This is a genomic window from Streptomyces sp. NBC_01216 (genome assembly GCF_035994945.1).
Classification (GTDB): Bacteria; Actinomycetota; Actinomycetes; order Streptomycetales; family Streptomycetaceae; genus Streptomyces.
In genome coordinates this window covers 4,915,697-4,936,669 of record NZ_CP108677.1, presented here as the reverse complement: position 1 = coordinate 4,936,669, position 20,973 = coordinate 4,915,697, and the positions used below count along the sequence as shown (strand labels likewise).

General features: G+C 70.0%; 16 protein-coding genes. 1 reads left to right on the top strand and 15 read right to left on the bottom strand.

All coding sequences use genetic code 11. The features are described 5' to 3' along the window. Positions 1 to 96 precede the first annotated feature (96 nt). The 12 genes from OG393_RS21975 to OG393_RS21920 form a co-directional block, all read right to left on the bottom strand. Positions 97 to 888 (bottom strand): TIGR03936 family radical SAM-associated protein, encoded by a 792-nt coding sequence (locus tag OG393_RS21975; RefSeq protein ID WP_327376388.1) that lies wholly within the window; start codon positions 886 to 888, stop codon positions 97 to 99. 545 nt (positions 889 to 1,433) lie between these two features. After that, a complete protein-coding gene (locus OG393_RS21970; protein ID WP_327376387.1) occupies positions 1,434 to 3,362 on the bottom strand; it encodes a TIGR03960 family B12-binding radical SAM protein in 1,929 nt (642 codons plus the stop codon). 50 nt (positions 3,363 to 3,412) lie between these two features. Then, positions 3,413 to 4,945: a CYTH and CHAD domain-containing protein gene (locus OG393_RS21965; protein ID WP_327376386.1), complete on the bottom strand. Its 1,533-nt coding sequence runs from the start codon at positions 4,943 to 4,945 to the stop codon at positions 3,413 to 3,415. 41 nt (positions 4,946 to 4,986) lie between these two features. Next, a complete protein-coding gene (gene rodA / locus OG393_RS21960) occupies positions 4,987 to 6,186 on the bottom strand; it encodes a rod shape-determining protein RodA (protein ID WP_327376385.1) in 1,200 nt (399 codons plus the stop codon). Between the two features lie 4 nt (positions 6,187 to 6,190). Further along, positions 6,191 to 8,419 carry a penicillin-binding protein 2 gene (mrdA, locus tag OG393_RS21955; protein WP_327376384.1) on the bottom strand — a complete coding sequence of 743 codons (2,229 nt, stop codon included), beginning with the start codon at positions 8,417 to 8,419 and terminating at the stop codon, positions 6,191 to 6,193. Positions 8,420 to 8,438: 19 nt separating this feature from the next. Then, positions 8,439 to 9,104, bottom strand: coding sequence for a rod shape-determining protein MreD (gene mreD / locus OG393_RS21950; RefSeq protein ID WP_327376383.1), 666 nt, complete (start codon positions 9,102 to 9,104; stop codon positions 8,439 to 8,441). Then, positions 9,101 to 10,090 carry a rod shape-determining protein MreC gene (gene mreC / locus OG393_RS21945; protein ID WP_327376382.1) on the bottom strand — a complete coding sequence of 330 codons (990 nt, stop codon included), beginning with the start codon at positions 10,088 to 10,090 and terminating at the stop codon, positions 9,101 to 9,103. Before mreC ends, mreD begins: the two co-directional genes overlap by 4 nt. 117 nt (positions 10,091 to 10,207) lie before the next feature. Continuing rightward, positions 10,208 to 11,227 carry a rod shape-determining protein gene (locus tag OG393_RS21940; protein ID WP_017239313.1) on the bottom strand — a complete coding sequence of 340 codons (1,020 nt, stop codon included), beginning with the start codon at positions 11,225 to 11,227 and terminating at the stop codon, positions 10,208 to 10,210. Between the two features lie 280 nt (positions 11,228 to 11,507). Beyond that, a complete protein-coding gene (ndk, locus tag OG393_RS21935; protein WP_327376381.1) occupies positions 11,508 to 11,921 on the bottom strand; it encodes a nucleoside-diphosphate kinase in 414 nt (137 codons plus the stop codon). A 96-nt stretch (positions 11,922 to 12,017) separates the two neighbouring features. Beyond that, entirely contained in the window at positions 12,018 to 12,380 is a 363-nt protein-coding gene (locus OG393_RS21930) for a DUF4233 domain-containing protein (RefSeq protein WP_327376380.1), read from the bottom strand. A gap of 5 nt (positions 12,381 to 12,385) precedes the next feature. After that, positions 12,386 to 13,894: a bifunctional tetrahydrofolate synthase/dihydrofolate synthase gene (gene folC, locus OG393_RS21925; protein WP_327376379.1), complete on the bottom strand. Its 1,509-nt coding sequence runs from the start codon at positions 13,892 to 13,894 to the stop codon at positions 12,386 to 12,388. 235 nt (positions 13,895 to 14,129) lie between these two features. Further along, positions 14,130 to 16,751 carry a valine--tRNA ligase gene (locus OG393_RS21920; RefSeq protein WP_327376378.1) on the bottom strand — a complete coding sequence of 874 codons (2,622 nt, stop codon included), beginning with the start codon at positions 16,749 to 16,751 and terminating at the stop codon, positions 14,130 to 14,132. A 137-nt stretch (positions 16,752 to 16,888) separates the two neighbouring features. On the opposite strand from OG393_RS21920, the gene OG393_RS21915 reads away from it, so the two are divergent. Further along, on the top strand, positions 16,889 to 17,863 hold the full coding sequence (locus tag OG393_RS21915; RefSeq protein WP_327376377.1) for a hypothetical protein: 975 nt from the start codon (positions 16,889 to 16,891) through the stop codon (positions 17,861 to 17,863). A gap of 277 nt (positions 17,864 to 18,140) precedes the next feature. On the opposite strand, the gene clpX is transcribed toward OG393_RS21915, so the two are convergent. The 3 genes from clpX to OG393_RS21900 all read right to left on the bottom strand — a co-directional run bounded on the left by clpX (position 18,141) and on the right by OG393_RS21900 (position 20,920). Next, positions 18,141 to 19,424, bottom strand: coding sequence for an ATP-dependent Clp protease ATP-binding subunit ClpX (clpX, locus tag OG393_RS21910; RefSeq protein ID WP_147978018.1), 1,284 nt, complete (start codon positions 19,422 to 19,424; stop codon positions 18,141 to 18,143). Positions 19,425 to 19,578: 154 nt separating this feature from the next. Beyond that, the gene (locus tag OG393_RS21905; protein WP_327376376.1) at positions 19,579 to 20,256 is read right to left on the bottom strand and encodes an ATP-dependent Clp protease proteolytic subunit; all 678 of its coding nucleotides are present in this window, start codon (positions 20,254 to 20,256) and stop codon (positions 19,579 to 19,581) included. Positions 20,257 to 20,302: 46 nt separating this feature from the next. Then, positions 20,303 to 20,920 (bottom strand): ATP-dependent Clp protease proteolytic subunit, encoded by a 618-nt coding sequence (locus OG393_RS21900; protein ID WP_327376375.1) that lies wholly within the window; start codon positions 20,918 to 20,920, stop codon positions 20,303 to 20,305. Positions 20,921 to 20,973: the final 53 nt, after the last annotated feature.

The following is a 20,973-nucleotide window of genomic DNA, read 5'->3' as shown; positions in this document are numbered from 1 at the left end:
CCTGATGCGTACGGCCTGGCGAAAGTCTCCTGTGTCCGTGCGCTGCCCGACCCAGGTGGCTCCCGAGTACCAGGGCTGCGCTACGACGACCGCTCCCTACGCGGTACCGGTACCCGGCGCCGTCGCTGAGGAGGTCGCGGCGGCCGTGGGTGGAGCGGCCGTGACTGCCTCGCGGTCGGGCGCGAGCGGGTCGGTCACCGTGCCGGACTCCTCGTCGAAGAGCCCCTGCGCCAGCCTGGTCACCGCTGCGGGGACCGGCGGCGCCAGGTCGGCCACAGCTCGGAGACCGGACAGGACGTCGTCGGGTCGCACGGCAGGTGTCACGTGCCGAACAACCAGCCGCAGTATCGCACAAGCATTGTCCAGTGGCCTATCAGCCTCGGAACGCGCCTGTGGACGGCCGGCGGCGAGATCGGCGACCGCGGGGCGGGCGTCGAAGGTGCGGATGCCGTTCTTCGTCTTGCGCTGGACCTCCACGGTCCCGGCCGCGAGGAAGGCCGCCACGGCCTTCTCCGCGTCCTCGACGGTGACGCCGTCGAGACGCAACTCCCACACGGAGGCGGTGAGCCGGTCGGCGAGTCCGGAGGTCCGGGCCTCGACCGCGTCGGTGATGTCGAGGCCGTCGGGGAGCGACTCGTCGAGCAGCGTCCGCAGAGTGAGCGGGTCCCGCTTCTCGGTGAGGGCGATCTCCAGGTACTCGGCCTCGGAGCCCGTACCCGTGGGGGCGGCGTTGGCGTACGACACCTTGGGGTGCGGGGTGAATCCGGCCGAGTACGCCATGGGCACCTCGGCGCGGCGCAGCGCGCGCTCGAACGCACGCTGGAAGTCACGGTGGCTGGTGAACCGGAGGCGGCCGCGCTTGGTGTAGCGCAGTCTGATGCGCTGCACCGCCGGTGCGGGCGGCGGGCCTTCGGGCTGTCGCTTGCCCAGTGGTTCTTCTCCTCGGTGCGGAGCGGGCGCGGTGGCGCGCCGCCCTCGAAAGCGGGTGGCCCCTGGGGGTCCCGACCGGCTCACCCCCGCTTTCGCGGGGAGATCTCGGGTGCGGGCGCCGCGCCGGAGGCGTTCGTTGCACTACCCAGAGTACGCGCAGAGGCCATCGCCGGTTCCACAGGCTCGGTGGCGCGGGCTCCTCCGATCAGGGTGCGCCAGGCGTCCCGGCGGGCCTGGCGCACGGTCGAACGCGCGAGGGCGAGCGTGTCACGGGCGGCCTGACCGGCCACGACGGCCGCGTTCCGGGCGGGTAGCCGGATCCGGTGGTCGCGGCCCAGTGGCCGCCCGGCACGCACACGCCGCGTCAGAACCGGACGGCTGGACGCCCGCGCAGCACCCAGGCCACTCGGCCGAGGAAGCGCCGGACGGCCCGGGAGACGTACCCGGCGACCCGCCGGCGAGCGTCTCAGTCACCCTCCGGACGGCATCGCCGCTGGTCACGGCTACTTCTTGACCTCCAGCGGGAGCAGTTTCTTACCCGTCGGTCCCGTTTGCGGCCATGTATCGAACTGGGGGCAGACGCCGCAGTCGAAGCACGGCGTCCAGCGGCAGTCCTCGACCTCGGTCTCGTCCAGAGCGTCCTGCCAGTCCTCCCAGAGCCAGTCCTTGTCCAGGCCGGAGTCCAGGTGGTCCCAGGGCAGGACCTCCTCGTAGGTGCGCTCGCGCGTCGTGTACCAGTCGACGTCGACGCCCCGCTCGGGCAGGGTCTTCTCGGCGCAGGCCATCCAGCGGTCGTACGAGAAGTGCTCGCGCCAGCCGTCGAAGCGTCCGCCGTCCTCGTACACCGCGCGGATGACGGCGCCGATCCGGCGGTCCCCGCGGGACAGCAGGCCCTCGACGATGCCGGGCTTGCCGTCGTGGTAGCGGAAGCCGATCGAGCGACCGTACTTCTTGTCGCCGCGGATCTTGTCGCGGAGCTTGCCCAGGCGCGCGTCGGTCTCCTCCGCGGAGAGCTGCGGCGCCCACTGGAACGGCGTGTGCGGCTTGGGCACGAAGCCGCCGATGGAGACGGTGCAGCGGATGTCGTTCTGCCCGGAGACCTTGCGGCCCTCGGCGATGACCTTGACCGCCATGTCCCCGATCTGGAGGACGTCCTCGTCGGTCTCCGTCGGAAGGCCGCACATGAAGTACAGCTTCACCTGGCGCCAGCCGTTGCCGTAGGCGGTGGAGACGGTCCGGATGAGGTCCTCCTCCGAGACCATCTTGTTGATGACCTTGCGCATGCGCTCGGAGCCGCCCTCGGGGGCGAAGGTGAGGCCGGAGCGGCGGCCGTTCCTGGTGAGCTCGTTGGCGAGATCGACGTTGAACGCGTCGACGCGGGTGGACGGGAGGGACAGGCCGATCTTGTCCTCTTCGTACCGGTCCGCCAGTCCCTTCGCGATGTCACCGATCTCGGTGTGGTCGGCGCTCGACAGCGAGAGCAGGCCGACCTCCTCGAAGCCGGTGGCCTTGAGACCCTTCTCGACCATCTCGCCGATGCCGGTGATGCTTCGCTCCCGCACGGGACGCGTGATCATGCCGGCCTGGCAGAAACGGCACCCTCGGGTGCAGCCGCGGAAGATCTCGACGGACATCCGCTCGTGGACCGTCTCGGCGAGCGGGACGAGCGGCTGCTTGGGGTAGGGCCACTCGTCGAGATCCATGACGGTGTGCTTGGACACGCGCCACGGCACGCCGGAGCGGTTGGGGACGACGCGGGCGATCCGTCCGTCGGGCAGGTACTCGACGTCGTAGAAGCCGGGGATGTAGACCGAGCCGGTCTTGGCGAGGCGGAGCAGGACCTCCTCGCGCCCGCCCGGACGGCCCTCGGCCTTCCAGGCGCGGATGATCTCGGTCATGTCGAGCACGGCCTGCTCGCCGTCACCGATGATCGCCGCGTCGATGAAGTCGGCGATGGGCTCGGGGTTGAAGGCGGCGTGGCCGCCGGCCAGCACGATCGGGTGGTCGACGGTGCGGTCCCTGGACTCCAGCGGGATGCCCGCCAGGTCCAGGGCCGTGAGCATGTTGGTGTAGCCGAGTTCGGTGGAGAAGCTCAGGCCGAAGACGTCGAAGGCGCCGACGGGGCGGTGGCTGTCCACGGTGAACTGCGGCACCCGGTGCTCGCGCATCAGCTCTTCGAGGTCCGGCCAGACGCTGTACGTCCGCTCGGCCAGGACGCCCTCGCGCTCGTTGAGTACCTCGTAGAGGATCATGACGCCCTGGTTGGGCAGACCCACCTCGTACGCGTCCGGGTACATGAGTGCCCAGCGGACGTCGGCGGACTCCCACGGCTTGACCGTGGAGTTCAGCTCTCCACCGACGTACTGGATCGGCTTCTGCACGTGCGGGAGCAGGGCTTCGAGCTGCGGGAAGACAGACTCGGCAGCAGACATCTCGAACCTTCGTGAGCTGGCGGGGGGCGACTCTCAAGCGTACCCGTTGCTCAGCGGGTCTCCGGCGCCCCGAGTCCCGGGTGGGATGCCTTGGCCCAGATCCGGGGGAACTCCCGCTCGCGGGCCGCGCAGCCGGCTTCCTCGCGTCCGTGAAGGAGGCCCCAGGTGAAGGCGGACTCCCCCGCCGCGTGGGCCTGGACCGCCAGGTGGCGCAGGGCGTCGCGGGCGACGACCCCGTCCTGGTGCTCCCCGAGGACGGACTGGACGGCCTTCACCTTCTCGGCGAGCTTGCGGGCGGGCTTGCCGAGGGCGGGGGTGGCGGCCTCGGCGGCGTAGCGGCAGCGTTTGGCGGCCTTGCGGGTCTCGTGCAGGGCGAGGTCCAGTTCGTGGCCGGGCGTCAGTCCGAGGGCGTGCTCGGCGCGGGCGGCGAGGCGGGCGTGGTCCCTGAGGACCGCGGCGGTGAGCACGGGCCCCGCGTCGCGGTGGGCGGCCCGGCGCAGCGGGGGGTCGGCGAGGAGGTCGTCGAGCGCGGCGAGGAGGTCGAGGTAACGGGGGGAGTCGAGGGTGGTGAGGACCCGGCGCCGTGCCGCGCCGGCGCGGGTCCTGGTCCAGATCCGCAGCCGGCCCCGCACAGGGCCGAGGACGAGGGTGCGGGGCAGGTCGTCGACGCCGGCGCGGAGCCGGTCGGCGAGCACTTCCTGGTCGCGGGCGACGCCGAGTTCTCCGGCGAGCCAGGTGAGTTCTTCGCCGAGGGGGTCGGTGGCGGTCCGATCGAGGACCTTGCGGTAGGTCTTGAAGGCGCTGCGGAGCCGCCGGGTGGCCACCCGCATGCGGTGGACGGCGTCGGGGATGTCGCGGCGCACGGCGGGGTCGAGGGCGACGATCGCCTCGTACTGGTCGCGCAGGTAGGCGAGAACGAGGCCGCCGGCGGTGTGCTCGCCGGGGACCGTGGGCGGGGTCCGTCCGGGGGTGGCGGGACCGCCGCCGGTCTCCTCCAGGGCCCGGGCGAGCTTCGACGGCGAGGCGGAGGGGTGGACCCCGGCCTTCCTGAGGCGTTTCTCGACGGCGTCGAGGACGGCGGGGTCGGCGTCGTCGGCGAGTTCGACCTCGATCTCGGTCCAGCCGGTCCCGCCGGCACCTCCGCCGCCCAGGCGTTCGGCGTGGACGACGTCGACGGAGACTTCGGCGAGGAGGGTGCCGGAGGCGTCCAGGAGGTGGCGGACGTCGCGGGAGGAGCGGAGGCGGACGACGGGCACGACCCGCTCGTCGCGGACGCGGGAGCGCAGGAGCCCGGCGAGCGGGCGCGGCAGGGTGTCGGCCAGCGGGGCCCTGATCTCGTCGCGGATGCCGGAGGCGACGGGGAACTTCAGGTGCCAGCCCGCGTCGCCGCCGCCGGTGCGGCGGCGCAAGGTGAGGGAGTCGGCGGCCAGGCGCAGCCCGGCGGTGTCGTAGTAGACGGCGTCGAGTTCGGTGACGCCCCGCTCCAGGACGGCGGAGACTCCCGGGGCTCGGGTGAGGTCCGGGAGTCTCGTGCCGGGTGTGGCTTCGTACTTCCGCTCGATCTCGCGCTTCGTCTCCGCCATGCATCGAATGTAGGCGCGCGGCGCACGGAACGGCAGAGGCCCTACGCGGCTATCGGCCGCTGCACCCTGATGGACTGGAGCAGTCCGATCGCCACCCACACCGCGAACATCGAGGACCCGCCGTAGGAGACGAACGGCAGAGGGAGGCCGGCGACGGGCATGATGCCGAGGGTCATGCCGATGTTCTCGAAGGACTGGAAGGCGAACCAGGCGATGATGCCGGCGGCGACGACGGTGCCGTACAGCTCGGTGGTCTCGCGGGCGATGCGGCAGGCCCGCCAGAGGACGACCCCGAGCAGGGCCAGGATCAGTCCGGCGCCGAGGAAGCCGAGTTCCTCGCCGGCCACGGTGAAGACGAAGTCGGTCTGCTGTTCGGGGACGAAGCGGCCGGTGGTCTGCGAGCCCTGGAAGAGGCCGGAGCCGGTCAGCCCGCCGGAGCCGATGGCGATGCGGGCCTGGTTGGTGTTGTAGCCGACGCCGGCCGGGTCGAGGTCGGGGTTGGCGAAGGCGGCGAAGCGGTTGATCTGGTACTCGTCGAGCATGCCGAGCGTGGTGACGAGGACGGCGCCGAGGACGCCCGCGCCGATCAGGCCGAGGACCCAGCGGTGGGAGGCGCCGGAGGCGAGGAGCACGCCGAGCACGATGACCGCCATCACCATGACCGAGCCGAGGTCGGGCATCAGCATGACGATGGCCATGGGCAGCGCGGCCAGGCAGAGGGCCTTGGCGACGGTGCGGTGGTCGGGGTACAGCTGGTCGCCGGCGTCGACCTTGGCCGCCAGCAGCATCGCCATGATCAGGATGATCGTGATCTTCACGAACTCGCTGGGCTGGAGCGAGAAGCCGCCGCCGATGACGATCCAGGCGTGGGCACCGTTGATGGTGGCGCCGAGCGGGGTGAGGACGGCGAGGATCAGCACGATCGAGAGGCCGTAGAGGACCGGCACCGCGCCGCGCAGGGTGCGGTGTCCGAGCCAGACGGTGCCGATCATCAGAGCGAGGCCGATGCCCGTGTTCAGGACGTGGCGGAACAGGAAGTAGTACGGGTCGCCGTTGTTGAGTTCGGTTCGGCCGCGGGTGGCGGACCAGACGAGCAGTGCGCCCATGAAGGAGAGGGCGAGCGCGGCGAGCAGCATCGGCCAGTCGAGCCGGCGCAGCACCGAGCCACGGGCGGTGAGCTTCGCGAGGGCGCCGCGCTCGGGCGCGTAGCGGGAGACGGAGAAGCCGTGGGGCGCGGTCATCGGTTCAGTCCCTCCGCCAGGCGGCGGGCGGGCCCGCGAGTTCCTGGTCGTCCCGCCGGGCGGCGTCGGTGGCCGGGTCGGCCGGTGCGTCGCCGCCCTGCTCGAGCGGGTCGGCCTGCTGCGCTTCGGGGTCGTACGGCTTGATCTTGGGGGCGTCGATGGAGCCGTCGGACTCGATCTTGGGCAGGCCCTTCTGCGGCTGCGGCAGCAGTGCGCGCTTGAGGTCCTGCCGGCCCGAGTCGTCGAGTCCGTAGAGCGCGTCGTAGATGTTGCGCACGGCGGGGCCGGAGGCGCCGGAGCCCGTACCACCCTGGGAGATCGTCATGACGATCGCGTAGTCCTTGGTGTACGTGGCGAACCAGGAGGTCGTCTGCTTGCCGTAGACCTCCGCGGTACCCGTCTTGGCGTGCATCGGGATCTTGTCCTGCGGCCAGCCGCCGAATCGCCAGGCGGCGGTGCCGCGGGTCGCGACTCCCGCGAGGGCCTCGTCTATCAGACCCTGGGTCTCGGCGCTCATGGGGAGCTTGCCATGGGAGGTGGGCTTGATCTCGGTGACCTTCTTGCCGTCGGGGCTGATGACGGCCTTGCCGACGCTCGGGTTCCACAGTGTGCCGCCGTTGGAGATGGCGGCGTAGATGGTGGCCATCTGGATCGGGGTGACGAGGGTGTCGCCCTGGCCGATGGAGTAGTTGACGGAGTCACCGGCGCGCATCAGGTTGCCTTCGAGGCAGTTCTCGTAGCTGAGCTGCTCGACATAGGTGCCGCCGCGCTTGCCGATCTTGCACCAGTAGTCCTTGTTGGCCGCCCAGAAGCTCTGCTTCCACTTCCGGTCGGGGATGCGTCCGGTGACCTCGTTGGGAAGGTCGATGCCGGTCTCGGCACCGAGGCCGAACTGGTGGGCGGTCGTGTAGAACCAGTCCTTCGCGTTCTTCTTCGGCTTCATGCCGCCGTCCTTCTGCCACTGCTGGTGGGACAGGGCGTAGTAGACGGTGTCGCAGGAGACCTCGAGGGCCTGTCCGAGGGTGATGGAGCCGTGGCCCTGGGACTCGAAGTTCTTGAAGACCTGGTTGCCGATGGAGTACGAGGAGGGGCACGGGTAGCGGCCGTTGAAGTCGTAGCCGGCGCTGACCGCGGCAGCCGAGGAGACGACCTTGAAGATCGAGCCGGGCGCCGCCTGGCCCTGGATGGCCCGGTTGAGCAGCGGGAGGTTGGACTCCTTGCTGGTCAGGGCCGCGTAGTCCTTGCCGGAGATGCCGCCGACCCAGGCGTTGGGGTCATAGTCGGGCAGCGAGGCCATGGCGACGATCCGGCCGGTCTTCGCCTCCATGACGACGACGGCCCCGGAATCGGCCTTGTAGTTCTCGTTGGTGTTGCGGTCGTGCACCTTGCGGGCCTCGACCATCGCGTTGTGCAGCTCCCACTCGGCGACCGCCTGGACGCGGGCGTCGATGGAGGTGACGACGTTGGAGCCGGGCACGGCCTTGTCGCTCTTGGCCTCCCCGATGACCCGGCCGAGGTTGTCGACCTCGTAGCGGGTGATGCCGGCGTTTCCGCGCAGTTCCCGGTCGTAGGTGCGCTCCAGTCCGGAGCGGCCGACCTGGTCGGAGCGGAGGAAGGGCGACTCGCTGTCCTTGGCCTTCTCGATCTCGGCGTCGGTCACGGGCGAGAGGTAGCCGAGGACCTGTGAGGTCCGCGACTTGCCGGGGGCCGGATAGCGGCGGACGGCGGTCGGTTCGGCGGTGATGCCGGGGAAGTCCTCGGCGCGCTCGCGGATCTGGAGCGCCTGCTGGGTGGTGGCCTCGGCGGTGACCGGGATCGGCTGGTAGGGCGAGCCGTTCCAGCAGGGTTGCGGGGTCTGGGAGTCGCAGAGCCGCACCTTGTCCATCACGTCCTGGGGTTTCATGCCCAGGACCTCGGCGAGGCGGGTCAGGACGCCCTTGCCGTCGTCCTTCATCTTCATGAGCTCGGTGCGGGACGCGGAGACCACGAGCCGGGTCTCGTTGTCGGCGAGCGGGACGCCCCGGGCGTCGAGGATGGAGCCGCGCACGGCGGGCTGGACCACGCGCTGGACGCCGTTGTTCTTGGCCTCGTCGGTGTACTCCTGACCGTTGCGGATCTGGAGGTACCAGAGGCGCCCGCCGAGGGTGAGCAGGAGGGAGAAGACGAGAACCTGGATGACGACGAGCCGGATCCGGACCCTGGGGGTCCGCCCGGTCTCGGGAATGTTGCTCATACTGCGGGTGCCCCCTCGGTCACAGTCGCTTGACTCCCTTGATGCGTCCGGCGCGCGCGGCTCTGCCGCGGGCGGCCTTCACGCGCAGGCCGCTGCGCTGGCTGCCGATCCGCAGGCCGGTGCCGGAGGAGAGCCAGCCGGTGGCCACGTCGGTGCCGCCTCCGCCGGACTCGGCGAGCGGGTCGTTCTCGGCGCGCCGGGCCAGCGCCATGATCAGCGGCACGGCGAAGGGCGCGAGGAGGAGGTCGTAGACGGCGGCGGTGAACAGCAGCGACCCGAGGCCGACGTGGCGGGCGGCGGTGTCGCCGACGAGTGCGCCGACACCGGCGTAGAGGAGGGTGGAGCCGATCGCGGCGGCGACGACCACGGCCATCGGGCCGGTGGCGGACTTCAGCCGGCCGTTGTCGGGGCGGGCGAGTCCGGCGAGGTAGCCGATGACGCAGAGGACGAGGGCGTAGCGGCCGACGGCGTGGTCGGCGGGCGGCGCGAGGTCGGCGAGGAGTCCCGCGCCGAAGCCGATCAGGCAGCCGCCTACGGGCCCGTACACCAGGGCGAGGCCGAGGACGGTCAGCAGTACGAGGTCCGGGACGGCGCCGGGGAGCTGGAGGCGGGCCAGGACGGAGACCTGGACGACCAGGGCGACCACGACGAGGGTGGTGGAGAGCAGGATGCGGTTGAACTTCACGGCGTGACTCCCTCCTCTTCGTTGCGGGCGGTGCCCTGGGACTGGGGCAGGTCCTGCTGGTTCTCCTGCCGCTGTCCGTCCGCCGGGGACGGGGTGACCGTGACGGTGACCGTCGGCGCGGGCTTCGGCTTGGCGGGCAGGACCATGTCCCGGGGGTCGGTGCGCGGGGCCTGGACCACGACGCCGACGATGTCGAGCTTGGTGAAGCCGACGTACGGGCGGACGTAGACGTTGCGGGTGAGACCACCGCCGGCGGGGTCGACCCGGACGACCTCGCCGACCGGGACTCCGGGCACGAAGGGCTTGTCGGCCTGCGAGCCGAAGGTGACGAGCCGGTCGCCGTTCTTCACCTTGGCCTTGCCGTTGAGGAGCTGGACGAGCAGCGGGCGGTCCCCCTGGCCGGTGGCGAAGCCGAGTTCGTCGGTCTTCTCCATGCGGGTGCCGACGGTGAAGTCGGGGTCGTTGGCGAGCAGGACCGTGGCGGTGGACGGGCCGACGGTGGTCACGCGGCCGACGAGACCGGAACCGTTGAGGACGGTCATGTCCCGCCGGATGCCGTCGTCGGCGCCGGCGTCGATGGTGACGGTCCAGGAGAATCCCTGGGCCGCCCCTATGGCGATGACCTCGGCGCCCTTGATGCCGTACTGTCCGGCGCCGGCCGTCTTCAGCATGGCGTCGAGTTCGCGGATCCGGTTGCGGTTGCGGTCGTCGCTGCCGAGCTTGGCCTTGAGGGCGGCGTTCTCACGCTCCAGGGCCGCGATCCTGGTGTGCCGCTCCCCGGAGTCCCGCACCGCCCCTATCGCGTTGCCGATCGGGTCGACGGCTGCCGCGACACCGTTCTCGACCGGTCCGAAGACCGTGGCGGCGGCTTGCCGGGCACCGTCCACCGGTGACTCCTCGCCGCCGCGGATGTCCACCGTGATCAGCGCGAACGCGATGGCGATCAGCAGCACCAGGAGCAGCCGGCTCTCTCGTGTGTCCCTCACGTGCGGCGGCCGTGCCTTTCCTCTTGGTTCGGTTGTTCCGTGCGGTTCGTGTCGTTATATCAACGATCCGCTGCGCGGGGGTTCTTGCCACCCGTGCAGCGGATCGTCACCGCTCCGTTATCGGCGGGGTTGCGCGTCCAGGACCTGCTGGAGGGCCTCGAACTCCTCCACACACTTGCCCGACCCGAGCGCCACCGAGTCCAGCGGGTCCTCGGCGATGTGGATGGGCATCCCGGTCTCCCGGCGAAGCCGCTCGTCGAGCCCGCGCAGCAGTGCGCCGCCACCCGTGAGAACGATGCCGCGGTCCATCACGTCACCGGAGAGCTCCGGCGGGCACTTGTCGAGGGTCGTCTTCACCGCGTCGACGATGGCGTTGACCGGCTCCTCGATGGCCTTGCGGACCTCGGCGGCGGAGATCACCACGGTCTTCGGCAGCCCGGAGACGAGGTCACGGCCGCGGATCTCGGTGTGCTCGTCCTTGTCGAGGTCGTACGCCGAGCCGATGGTGATCTTGATCTGCTCGGCGGTGCGTTCCCCGAGGAGGAGCGAGTACTCCTTCTTGATGTGCTGGATGATCGCGTTGTCCAGCTCGTCCCCGGCGACGCGGATCGACTGTGCCGTGACGATTCCGCCCAGCGAGATCACGGCGACCTCGGTGGTGCCGCCGCCGATGTCCACGACCATGTTGCCGGTCGCCTCGTGGACCGGCAGACCCGAGCCGATGGCCGCGGCCATGGGCTCCTCGATGATGTGCACCTGGCGGGCGCCGGCCTGGGTCGACGCCTCGATCACGGCGCGGCGCTCCACTCCGGTGATGCCGGAGGGCACGCACACGACGACCCGCGGGCGGGCCAGGTAGCGACGCTTGTGGATCTTGAGGATGAAGTAGCGGAGCATCCGCTCGGTGATCTCGAAGTCGGCGATCACGCCGTCCTTCAGCGGCCGGACGGCGACGATGTTGCCGGGCGTCCGGCCGATCATCTTCTTCGCCTCGGCCCCGACCGCCAGGATGCCACCGGTGTTGGTGTTGATCGCGACGACGGACGGCTCGTTCAGAACGATGCCTCGACCCCTGACGTACACCAGCGTGTTGGCGGTCCCGAGGTCGACAGCCATGTCACGGCCGATGAACGACATTGAGTTCCCCTTGTTTCCCATGAGGATGCGTCGGGCCTTCCCTAGCGGAGCGTTGACGGCTTCTCAGGTCGGCGAGGTGGTGGTGAGGGTACTGCGGCTGGAATTTCCATCGTAGTGCGGCCCCCACGGATACCGCGCGGCGGTCCACCTCTGTATAGGTGACGGTAGGACGCTGCGATGCGTTCCCGGTTGTGCCGTTCATATGCCCAGGGGCGACCGAAATTCCTTCGGTCGCCCCAGGTCATTGCGGTGTTCGGCTGACATCGGCTCAGCGAGCGGGTCAGACGAGCCCCGGGAAGAAGATCTTCAGCTCCCGCATGGCCGACTCCTCGGAGTCCGAGGCGTGGATCAGGTTCTCGCGGACGATGGTCCCGAAGTCGCCGCGGATGGAGCCGGGGGCGGCGGCGATCGGGTCGGTCGGTCCGGCGAGGGTGCGCAGGCCCTCGATGACGCGCTCGCCCTCGACGACCAGGGCCACGACCGGACCGGACTGCATGAAGCCCATCAGCGGCTCGTAGAAGGGCTTGCCCTTGTGCTCGCCGTAGTGCTGCTCCAGCGCGTCCTGACCGAGCTCGCGCAGCTCCAGAGCGGCGATGGTCCAGCCGGCCTTCCGCTCGATGCGGCCGATGATCTCACCGATCAGGCCACGGCGGACGGCGTCGGGCTTGAGCAGGACAAGACTGCGCTGGCTCACGGTGGGGACTCCTTCGTCAGGCGGTGTGCGGGACCTCAGAGGCTACAGGGCGGACTCGACGCACGATTACGCAGCGTCAAGCTCTCGGGAGACCGATCACGGAGCGGAGGCCGCGGCCTCCGCCGCCTCCGCCTGCGCGGCCCACCGCGCCTTCGCCTCGTCGATCTTGCGGCCGTAGTGGATCGAGGCCCACCACAACACCGCGAAGACCGCGCCGAGGAAGAACATCACCGGCACCACGAAGCCGCTCGCGATCAGGGCGGCCTGCAGCGCCCAGCCGAGCTGGAGGCCGCCCGGCCGGGTGAGCATGCCGCAGAGCAGGACCGAAAGCAGCATCCCGGCACCGCAGACCGCCCAGACCGCCGTCATCGACAGGCTGTCGTCCTTCATGGCGACCAGACCGGCGAAACCGATCACGAAGACCTCGCCGATCAGGGTCGAGGCACAGAGCGTACGCATCCGGGTCAGCCCCTTCCGAGCAGCAGTCGGGCGTCGCCGACCGTGAAGATCGAACCGGTCACCAGCACACCCGCGCCGGCGTACTCGTCCTCTTCCTCCGCGAGCGTGATCGCCGCCTCGATCGCGTCGTCCAGACGCGGCTCGACGACCACCCGGTCGTCGCCGAAGACCTCTACGGCGATCGCCGCGAGCGCGTCCACGTCGGTGGCGCGCGGGCTGGAGTTCGCCGTGACCACGACCTCGGCGAAGATCGGCTCGAACGCCTCCAACAGCCCCCGGGCGTCCTTGTCGGCGCTGGTGCTCACCACCCCGATCAGACGGGAGAAGCCGAAGGACTCCGCGATGCCGTCCGCCGTCGCCCGCGCCCCCGCCGGGTTGTGCGCCGCGTCCAGGATCACCGTCGGGGAGCTGCGCACGACCTCCAGCCGGCCCGGCGAGAACACCGAGGCGAAGGCCCGGCGGACCGTCTCGACGTCCAGGGCGCGGGCCTGCTCCGCGCCGATGCCGAAGAACGCCTCGACCGCCGCCAGCGCCACCGCGGCGTTGTGCGCCTGGTACGGGCCGTACAGCGGCAGGAAGACCTCGTCGTACTCACCGCCGAGTCCACGCAGGGTCAGCAGCTGGCCGCCCACCGCGACCTCGCGCCGGACGACGCCGAACTCCATGCCCTCGCGGGCCACCGTCGCGTCCGCCTCGACGGCCTTCTTCAGCATGACCTGTGCCGCGTCCACCGGCTGCTGGGCCAGGATCACGGTCGCGCCCTGCTTGATGATCCCGGACTTCTCCCCCGCGATCTCGCCGGGTGTGTGGCCGAGCCGGTCGGTGTGGTCCAGGTCGATGGGGGTCACGACGGCGACCGGCGCGTCGATGACGTTCGTGGCGTCCCAGGTGCCACCCATGCCCACCTCGACGACCGCCACGTCCACCGGGGCGTCGGCGAAGGCCGCGTAGGCCATACCGGTGACGACCTCGAAGAAGGAGAGCCGGAACTCCTCACGGGCGTCGACCATCTCCACGTACGGCTTGATGTCCTGGTACGTCTCCACGAACCGCTCGGCGGGGATCGGGGCGCCGTCCAGGCTGATCCGCTCGGTGATCGTCTGCACGTGCGGCGAGGTGTACCGCCCGGTCCGCAGCTCGAACGCACCGAGCAGGGCCTCGACCATCCGTGCCGTGGATGTCTTGCCGTTGGTGCCGGTGATGTGGATCGAGGGGTACGCGCGCTGCGGCTCACCCAGGACGTCCATCAGCGCGGCGATCCGGCGGACCGACGGCTCCAGCTTGGTCTCGCCCCATCGCGTCGCCAGCTCGGTCTCCACCTCCCGCAGCGCCTTGTCCACCTCCGGATCGGCGGGCCGCGCGGGCACGGGGTCGCCCTGGGGCGGACCGGACCGCGCGCGCAGCGTACGGCTGCCGGCCTCGATCACCGCCAGGTCGGGGTCACGGTCGGTCTCGGCGTCGACGATGCGGTCGAAAGGGTCGGACTCGTCGAACTGGTCGCGGGGCTCACTCACGCGCCCAGTCTACGGAGGGGGACCGACGGGAACGCGGACCCACCCCATCCGGGGACCTCCGGTCCACCGTCGGCGGAACCGGCCGGGCCGCCCCGGCGGCCAAGGCCGCGTCCGGAGGTGCGCCGGCCGTGGCCGTGGCCGGGGAACGTCCCGCGCCCGGACGGCGGCGCGGGCCAGGAACCCGTCGGTTCCGGGCCCGCGCCGGCCGGTCGGCCCGGTCACCGGGTGCCGGTCCTCAGACCTGCGGCAGCCCGTCCAGCTGCGCCTGGATCCGGGCGATGTCCTCGTCCGCCTTGGCCAGACGCGTGCGGATCTTCTCGACCACCTGATCCGGCGCCTTGGCCAGGAATGCCTCGTTGCCGAGCTTGCCGTTGGCCTGCGCCTTCTCCTTCTCGGCCGCCGCGAGGTCCTTGGCGAGTCGCTTGCGCTCCGCGACGACGTCGATGGCCCCCGACAGGTCGAGCGCGACGGTCGCCCCGGCGACCGGCAGGGAGGCGGTGGCGGCGAAGCCCTCGCCCTCCGGCTGGAGACGCAGCAGCTGCCGGACGGCGGCCTCGTGCGGGACGAGCGCCGTGCCGGCGAACTCCAGACGGGCCGGGACCTTCTGGCCGGGCTGCAGCCCCTGGTCCGAGCGGAACCGGCGGACCTCGGTGACGACGCGCTGGACGAGCTCGATCTCGGCCTCGGCCGCGTCGTCGCGGAAGCCGGAGTCCTTCGGCCAGTCGGCGACGACGACGGACTCCTCGCCCGTGAGCGTGGTCCAGAGCGTCTCGGTGACGAACGGAACCAGCGGGTGCAGCAGTCGCAGCATCACGTCCAGCACCTCGCCGAGGACGCGGCCGGAGACCCGGGCCTGCTCCCCGCCGGCGAAGAACGTGGTCTTCGACAGCTCGACGTACCAGTCGAAGACCTCGTCCCAGGCGAAGTGGTAGAGGGAGTCGGACAGCTTCGAGAACTGGTAGTCGTCGTAGAACGCGTCGACCTCGGCGACCGTCTTGTTGAGACGGGAGAGGATCCAGCGGTCCGTCGCCGACATCCGCGACGGGTCCGGCAGCGGCCCCTCCACGGTCGCGCCGTTCATCAGCGCGAACCGGGTGGCGTTCCAGATCTTGTTGGCGAAGTTCCGGGACGCCTGGACCCAGTCCTCGCCGATCGGGACGTCGACTCCCGGGTTGGCACCACGGGCGAGGGTGAACCTGACGGCGTCGGAGCCGTACGTGTCCATCCAGTCCAGGGGGTTGACCGCGTTGCCGAAGGACTTCGACATCTTCTTGCCGAACTGGTCGCGGACCATGCCGTGCAGGGCGATGGTGTGGAACGGCGGGGTGCCGTCCATGGCGTACAGGCCGAACATCATCATCCGGGCGACCCAGAAGAAGAGGATGTCGTAGCCCGTGACCAGCACGGAGTTGGGGTAGAACTTCGCCAGGTCCGGGGTCCGCTCGGGCCATCCGAGGGTGGAGAACGGCCACAGACCGGACGAGAACCACGTGTCGAGGACGTCCGTGTCCTGGTGCCAGCCCTCGCCCGTGGGGGCCTCGTCGTCCGGGCCGACACAGACGACCTCGCCGTTCGGTCCGTACCAGACCGGGATGCGGTGGCCCCACCACAGCTGGCGCGAGATGCACCAGTCGTGCAGGTTGTCGACCCAGTCGAAGTACCGCTTCTCCATCTCCTGCGGGTGGATCTTGACCCGGCCGTCGCGGACCGCGTCGCCGGCGGCCTGGGCGAGCGGCCCGACCTTGACCCACCACTGCATCGACAAGCGCGGCTCGATGGTGGTCTTGCAGCGCGAGCAGTGGCCGACGGAGTGGGAGTACGGACGCTTCTCGGCGACGACACGGCCCTCGGCGCGCAGTGCGGCGACGATGGCGGAACGGGCCTCCAGGCGGTCCAGGCCCTGGAAGGGGCCGTGCGCGGTGATGACGGCGCGCTCGTCCATGACGGCGAGGTTCGGCAGGTCGTGGCGCCGGCCGATCTCGAAGTCGTTCGGGTCGTGAGCGGGCGTCACCTTGACGGCGCCGGTGCCGAACTCGGGGTCGACGTGCTCGTCGGCGACGACCGGAATCCGGCGGCCGGTGAGCGGCAGCTCGATCTCGGTGCCGACCAGGTGCCGGTACCGCTCGTCGTCCGGGTGGACGGCGACGGCCGTGTCACCGAGCATCGTCTCGGCGCGCGTGGTGGCGACGACGATCTCACTGTCCCCGGAGCCGTACCGGATGGAGACGAGTTCTCCGTCGTCGTCCTGGTACTCGACCTCGATGTCGGAGATGGCCGTGAGGCAGCGCGGACACCAGTTGATGATGCGCTCGGCGCGGTAGATCAGTTCGTCGTCGTAGAGCTTCTTGAAGATGGTCTGGACGGAACGGGACAGGCCCTCGTCCATGGTGAAGCGCTCACGCGACCAGGCGACGCCGTCGCCCAGCCGCTTCATCTGCCCGGAGATCTGCCCGCCGGACTCGCCCTTCCACCGCCAGACGCGTTCGACGAACGCCTCGCGCCCCAGATCGTGGCGCGACTTCCCCTCCTTGGCGAGCTCCCGCTCGACGACGTTCTGCGTGGCGATGCCCGCGTGGTCCATGCCCGGCTGCCACAGCGTCTCGTACCCCTGCATCCGCTTGCGGCGGGTCAGCGCGTCGATCAGCGTGTGCTCGAAGGCGTGGCCCAGGTGGAGGGAGCCGGTGACGTTGGGCGGCGGGATGACGATGGTGTAGGGCGGCTTGTCGCTGTGCGCGTCCGCCTCGAAGTAACCACGCTCTACCCAGCGCTCGTACAGCTTCCCCTCTACTTCGGCCGGCGCGTACTGGGTCGGCAGTTCGGGGTTGGCTGCTGGCTGCTGCTGAGTGTTCTCGGTCACGGGCCCAGTTTAGGGGTGTCACCGGGTGGTCCTGAAACGCGATTGTTCCGTAACGGTGTGAGGCCCCCCGCCCCGGCGGGTCCACGGTTCCGACAGGATGTTCGCCAGTCGAAGACATCCTGTGAGGGGAACCGTCCATGAGTCACCAGCAGCCCGGCCCGTACGGCGGCCAGCCCCAGCAGCCCGGCCCATACGGTCCGCCCCAGCAGCCCGGCCCGTACGGTCCGCCCCAGCCCGGCTACGGGTATCCGCAGCAGGCTCCCCCGGGGGTGCCGCCGCAGCAGCCGTACGGCTACCCACAGCAGCCCGGCCCGTACGGGCAGCCGCCCCAGCAGCAGTCCGGACCCTACGGACAGCCGCCCCAGCAGCCCCCATACGGCGGGCAACAGCCGTACGGCCAGGCGCCGGGCGGCTACCCGCCGCCCCCGCCTGCGGCCCCGAAGAAGAAGACGGGCCTGATCGTCGGCGGTGCGGTGCTGGCACTCGCGCTGGTCGCCGGCGGCGCGTGGTACTTCACCACCGGTGGCGGCGGTTCCTCGGTCGCCGACGACGGTCCGCACAAGCTGGTCACCCCGGAGACCGTGCTCGGCACGTACAAGAAGGCGCCTGGCACGGGGGGTTCGAGCAACAAGGAGTCCCTCAAGGAAGCGCAGCAGAACGGTGTCGAGAACGCCAAGGACGTCAGTGCCTTCTATCAGGTGAAGGACGCGTCCAACCCGCTCGGCACCAAGATGGTCTCGTTCAGCGGCCTCTACGGCGAGATCGACGACCCGGAGAAAGTGGTCGACGGGGTCTTCGCCGCCATCAGGAGGGAAGCGGACAAGGACAAGGGCAAGGCCGACGAGCCCGAACTGATCGGCAGCCCGCAGGAGTACACGCCGGCCGAACTCGACGGCGCGATCCTCAAGTGCCAGCAGGCCAAGACCAAGCCCGACGCGGCCCAGGCCACTCCGGCGTTCACCATGACGGTCTGCGTATGGGCGGACCACAGCACGGTCGGCTTCGTGACGCCGATGGACATGGCCTCCATCGCCGCGGGCAAGGCCGGCTCCCCGGAAGAGGCGGCGTCACTCACCGCCAAGCTCCGCAAGGAGGTCCGGGTCAAGGTCTGACCACCCGGGACCGGCACGCCGACGCCCCGCCGGATCACCGGCGGGGCGTCGAGACGTGAACTGCCGTACAGGCTGGTGCCGCGTCGGGCACGGTGACCCGCCCCGGGACCACGGCGTGTCCGGACATCCCTCCCGGCCCACACGACACCCGGCGCCACCTGCGGACACGACACTCAAGGCTGTCCCGTCATCTCCGGCGGGCGCACGACGACAGCCCTCGGCTTGACGTTCGACGTGGGCCTGAGAGCCTGTCGGCCGAAGGCCACCCGACAGGCGCTCAGGCGCTCTTCTCGTGACGGCCGTCGTTCTTCACGATCCGCGGCACCAGCGTCGGGTTGACGTTGTTGTGCACCACGTCCGCCGTGATGACCACACGGGCCACGTCCTTACGGGACGGCACCTCGTACATCACCGACATCAGGACCTCTTCCATGATGGCCCGCAGGCCACGTGCGCCCGTGCCGCGCAGGATCGCCTGATCGGCGATGGCCTCGAGCGCCGGACGGTCGAAGTCCAGCTCCACGCCGTCCAGTTCGAAGAGTCGCTGGTACTGCTTGACCAGGGCGTTGCGGGGCTCGACCAGAATCTGGAGCAGTGCCTCTCGGTCCAGGTTGTGGACGGAGGTCAGCACGGGCAGGCGGCCGATGAACTCCGGGATCATCCCGAACTTCACCAGGTCCTCCGGCATGACCTCCTGGAACTGGTCACTCGCCTCGATCTCGCGCTTCGAGCGGATCGTCGCCCCGAAACCGATGCCCTTGGCACCGGCGCGCGACTCGATGATCTTCTCCAGGCCGGCGAAGGCGCCGCCCACGATGAAGAGCACGTTCGTCGTGTCGATCTGGATGAACTCCTGGTGCGGGTGCTTCCGGCCGCCCTGCGGCGGGACGGAGGCCGTGGTGCCCTCCAGGATCTTGAGAAGGGCCTGCTGCACGCCCTCACCGCTGACGTCGCGGGTGATCGACGGGTTCTCGCTCTTCCGGGCGACCTTGTCGATCTCGTCGATGTAGATGATCCCGGTCTCGGCCTTCTTGACGTCGTAGTCGGCCGCCTGGATCAGCTTGAGCAGAATGTTCTCGACGTCCTCGCCGACGTAGCCGGCCTCCGTGAGCGCCGTCGCGTCGGCGATGGCGAAGGGGACGTTGAGCATCCGGGCCAGGGTCTGCGCGAGCAACGTCTTGCCGGAGCCGGTGGGGCCCAGCAGGAGGATGTTGGACTTCGCCAGCTCGATGGCGTCGTCGCGGCCCTGCGCGCCGCCGTTCTCACCGGCCTGCACGCGCTTGTAGTGGTTGTACACCGCGACCGAGAGGGCCTTCTTCGCGGGCTCCTGCCCGACGACGTACCCCTCGAGGAACTCGTAGATCTCGCGGGGCTTGGGGAGTTCCTCCCAGCGCACCTCGCTCGTCTCCGCGAGCTCCTCCTCGATGATCTCGTTGCAGAGGTCGATGCACTCATCGCAGATGTACACACCGGGTCCCGCGATGAGCTTCTTCACCTGCTTCTGGCTCTTTCCGCAGAACGAGCACTTGAGCAGGTCGCCGCCATCACCGATGCGTGCCACGAGGTGCTTCCCCTTCGCCTGGGAGTGCTTGGTTCAGCACTCCTGGTGCCTCATATTCGACGGTACCTTGCCGGGCCCCCCGTTCGGGCCCCCCTTGGCACGGTTCACATGAACGGGAGTGTTCCGCGTGCGCGTGCCAGGGGGGATCCGAGGGTCAGGCTGCCGAGGCGGCCGTGCTCTTGCGGGTCGAGACGATCTGGTCGACAAGACCGTACGCGAGGGCTTCCTCGGCGGTCAGGATCTTGTCGCGCTCGATGTCGTCGCGGATCTTCTCGATCGGCGTCGAGGAGTGCTTGGCCAGCATCTCCTCCAGCTGGGTGCGCATGCGCAGGATCTCGTTGGCCGCGATCTCCAGGTCGGAGAGCTGCTCACGGCCGGTGCCGCCGGAGGGCTGGTGGATCAGCACACGGGCGTTCGGCAGGGCCATCCTCTTGCCGGGGGTGCCGGCGGCGAGCAGCACGGCCGCGGCGGAGGCCGCCTGACCCATGCAGACCGTCTGGATGTCCGGCTTCACGAACTGCATGGTGTCGTAGATGGCCGTCAGCGCGGTGAAGGAGCCGCCGGGGCTGTTGATGTAGATCGAGATGTCGCGGTCCGGGTCCATCGACTCCAGGCAGAGGAGCTGTGCCATGACGTCGTTGGCGGAGGCGTCGTCGATCTGCACGCCGAGGAAGATCACGCGCTCTTCGAAGAGCTTCGCGTACGGGTCGTACTCGCGGATGCCCTGCGAGGTGCGCTCGACGAAGCGCGGGACGACGTACCGGTTGTCCACCGGGGCGCCGGTGTAAAGGCCGCTCGCGGAGAAGTTGGGGGTCATTGGGGTGTTCACCATCCTGGTGGCGTTCGGTGGGCTGGGGCTCTTCAGCGGACTGCCGGGCTCAGGCGCCCGTGCCGCCGCCGCCCGGAACGCCCGAAGCGGCGGAGATGATCTCGTCGATGAGGCCGTACGCCTTGGCCTCCTCCGCGGTGAACCAGCGGTCTCGGTCACCGTCACGGATGATCGCCTCGACGGTCTGGCCGGAGTGCAGCGCGGTGATCTCGGCCATGCGCTTCTTCGTGCGAAGGAGGTACTCGGCCTGGATCTTGATGTCCGAGGCCGTACCACCGATGCCGGCGGAGCCCTGGTGCATCAGGATGTCGGTGTTCGGCAGCGCGAAGCGCTTGCCGGCCGTACCGCCGGTGAGCAGGAACTGGCCCATCGAGGCCGCCATGCCCATACCGATCGTGACGACGTCGTTCGGGATGTACTGCATGGTGTCGTAGATGGCCATGCCGGCCGTCACCGAGCCACCGGGGCTGTTGATGTACAGGAAGATGTCCTTCTCCGGGTCTGCTGCCAGGAGGAGCATCTGCGCGGTGATCTTGTTGGCGATCTCGTCGTCGACCTGCTGGCCGAGGAAGACGATGCGCTCGCCGAGCAGCCGGTTGTAGACATGGTCGCCGAGGCCGCCACCGATGGACGGCTCACCCGCGGCGTAAGGCATCAGATTCGTCACGTATCCACCTGCTCGTCTCTGACGGCTCCGGCCGTCTCAGCGTCTCTCGTACC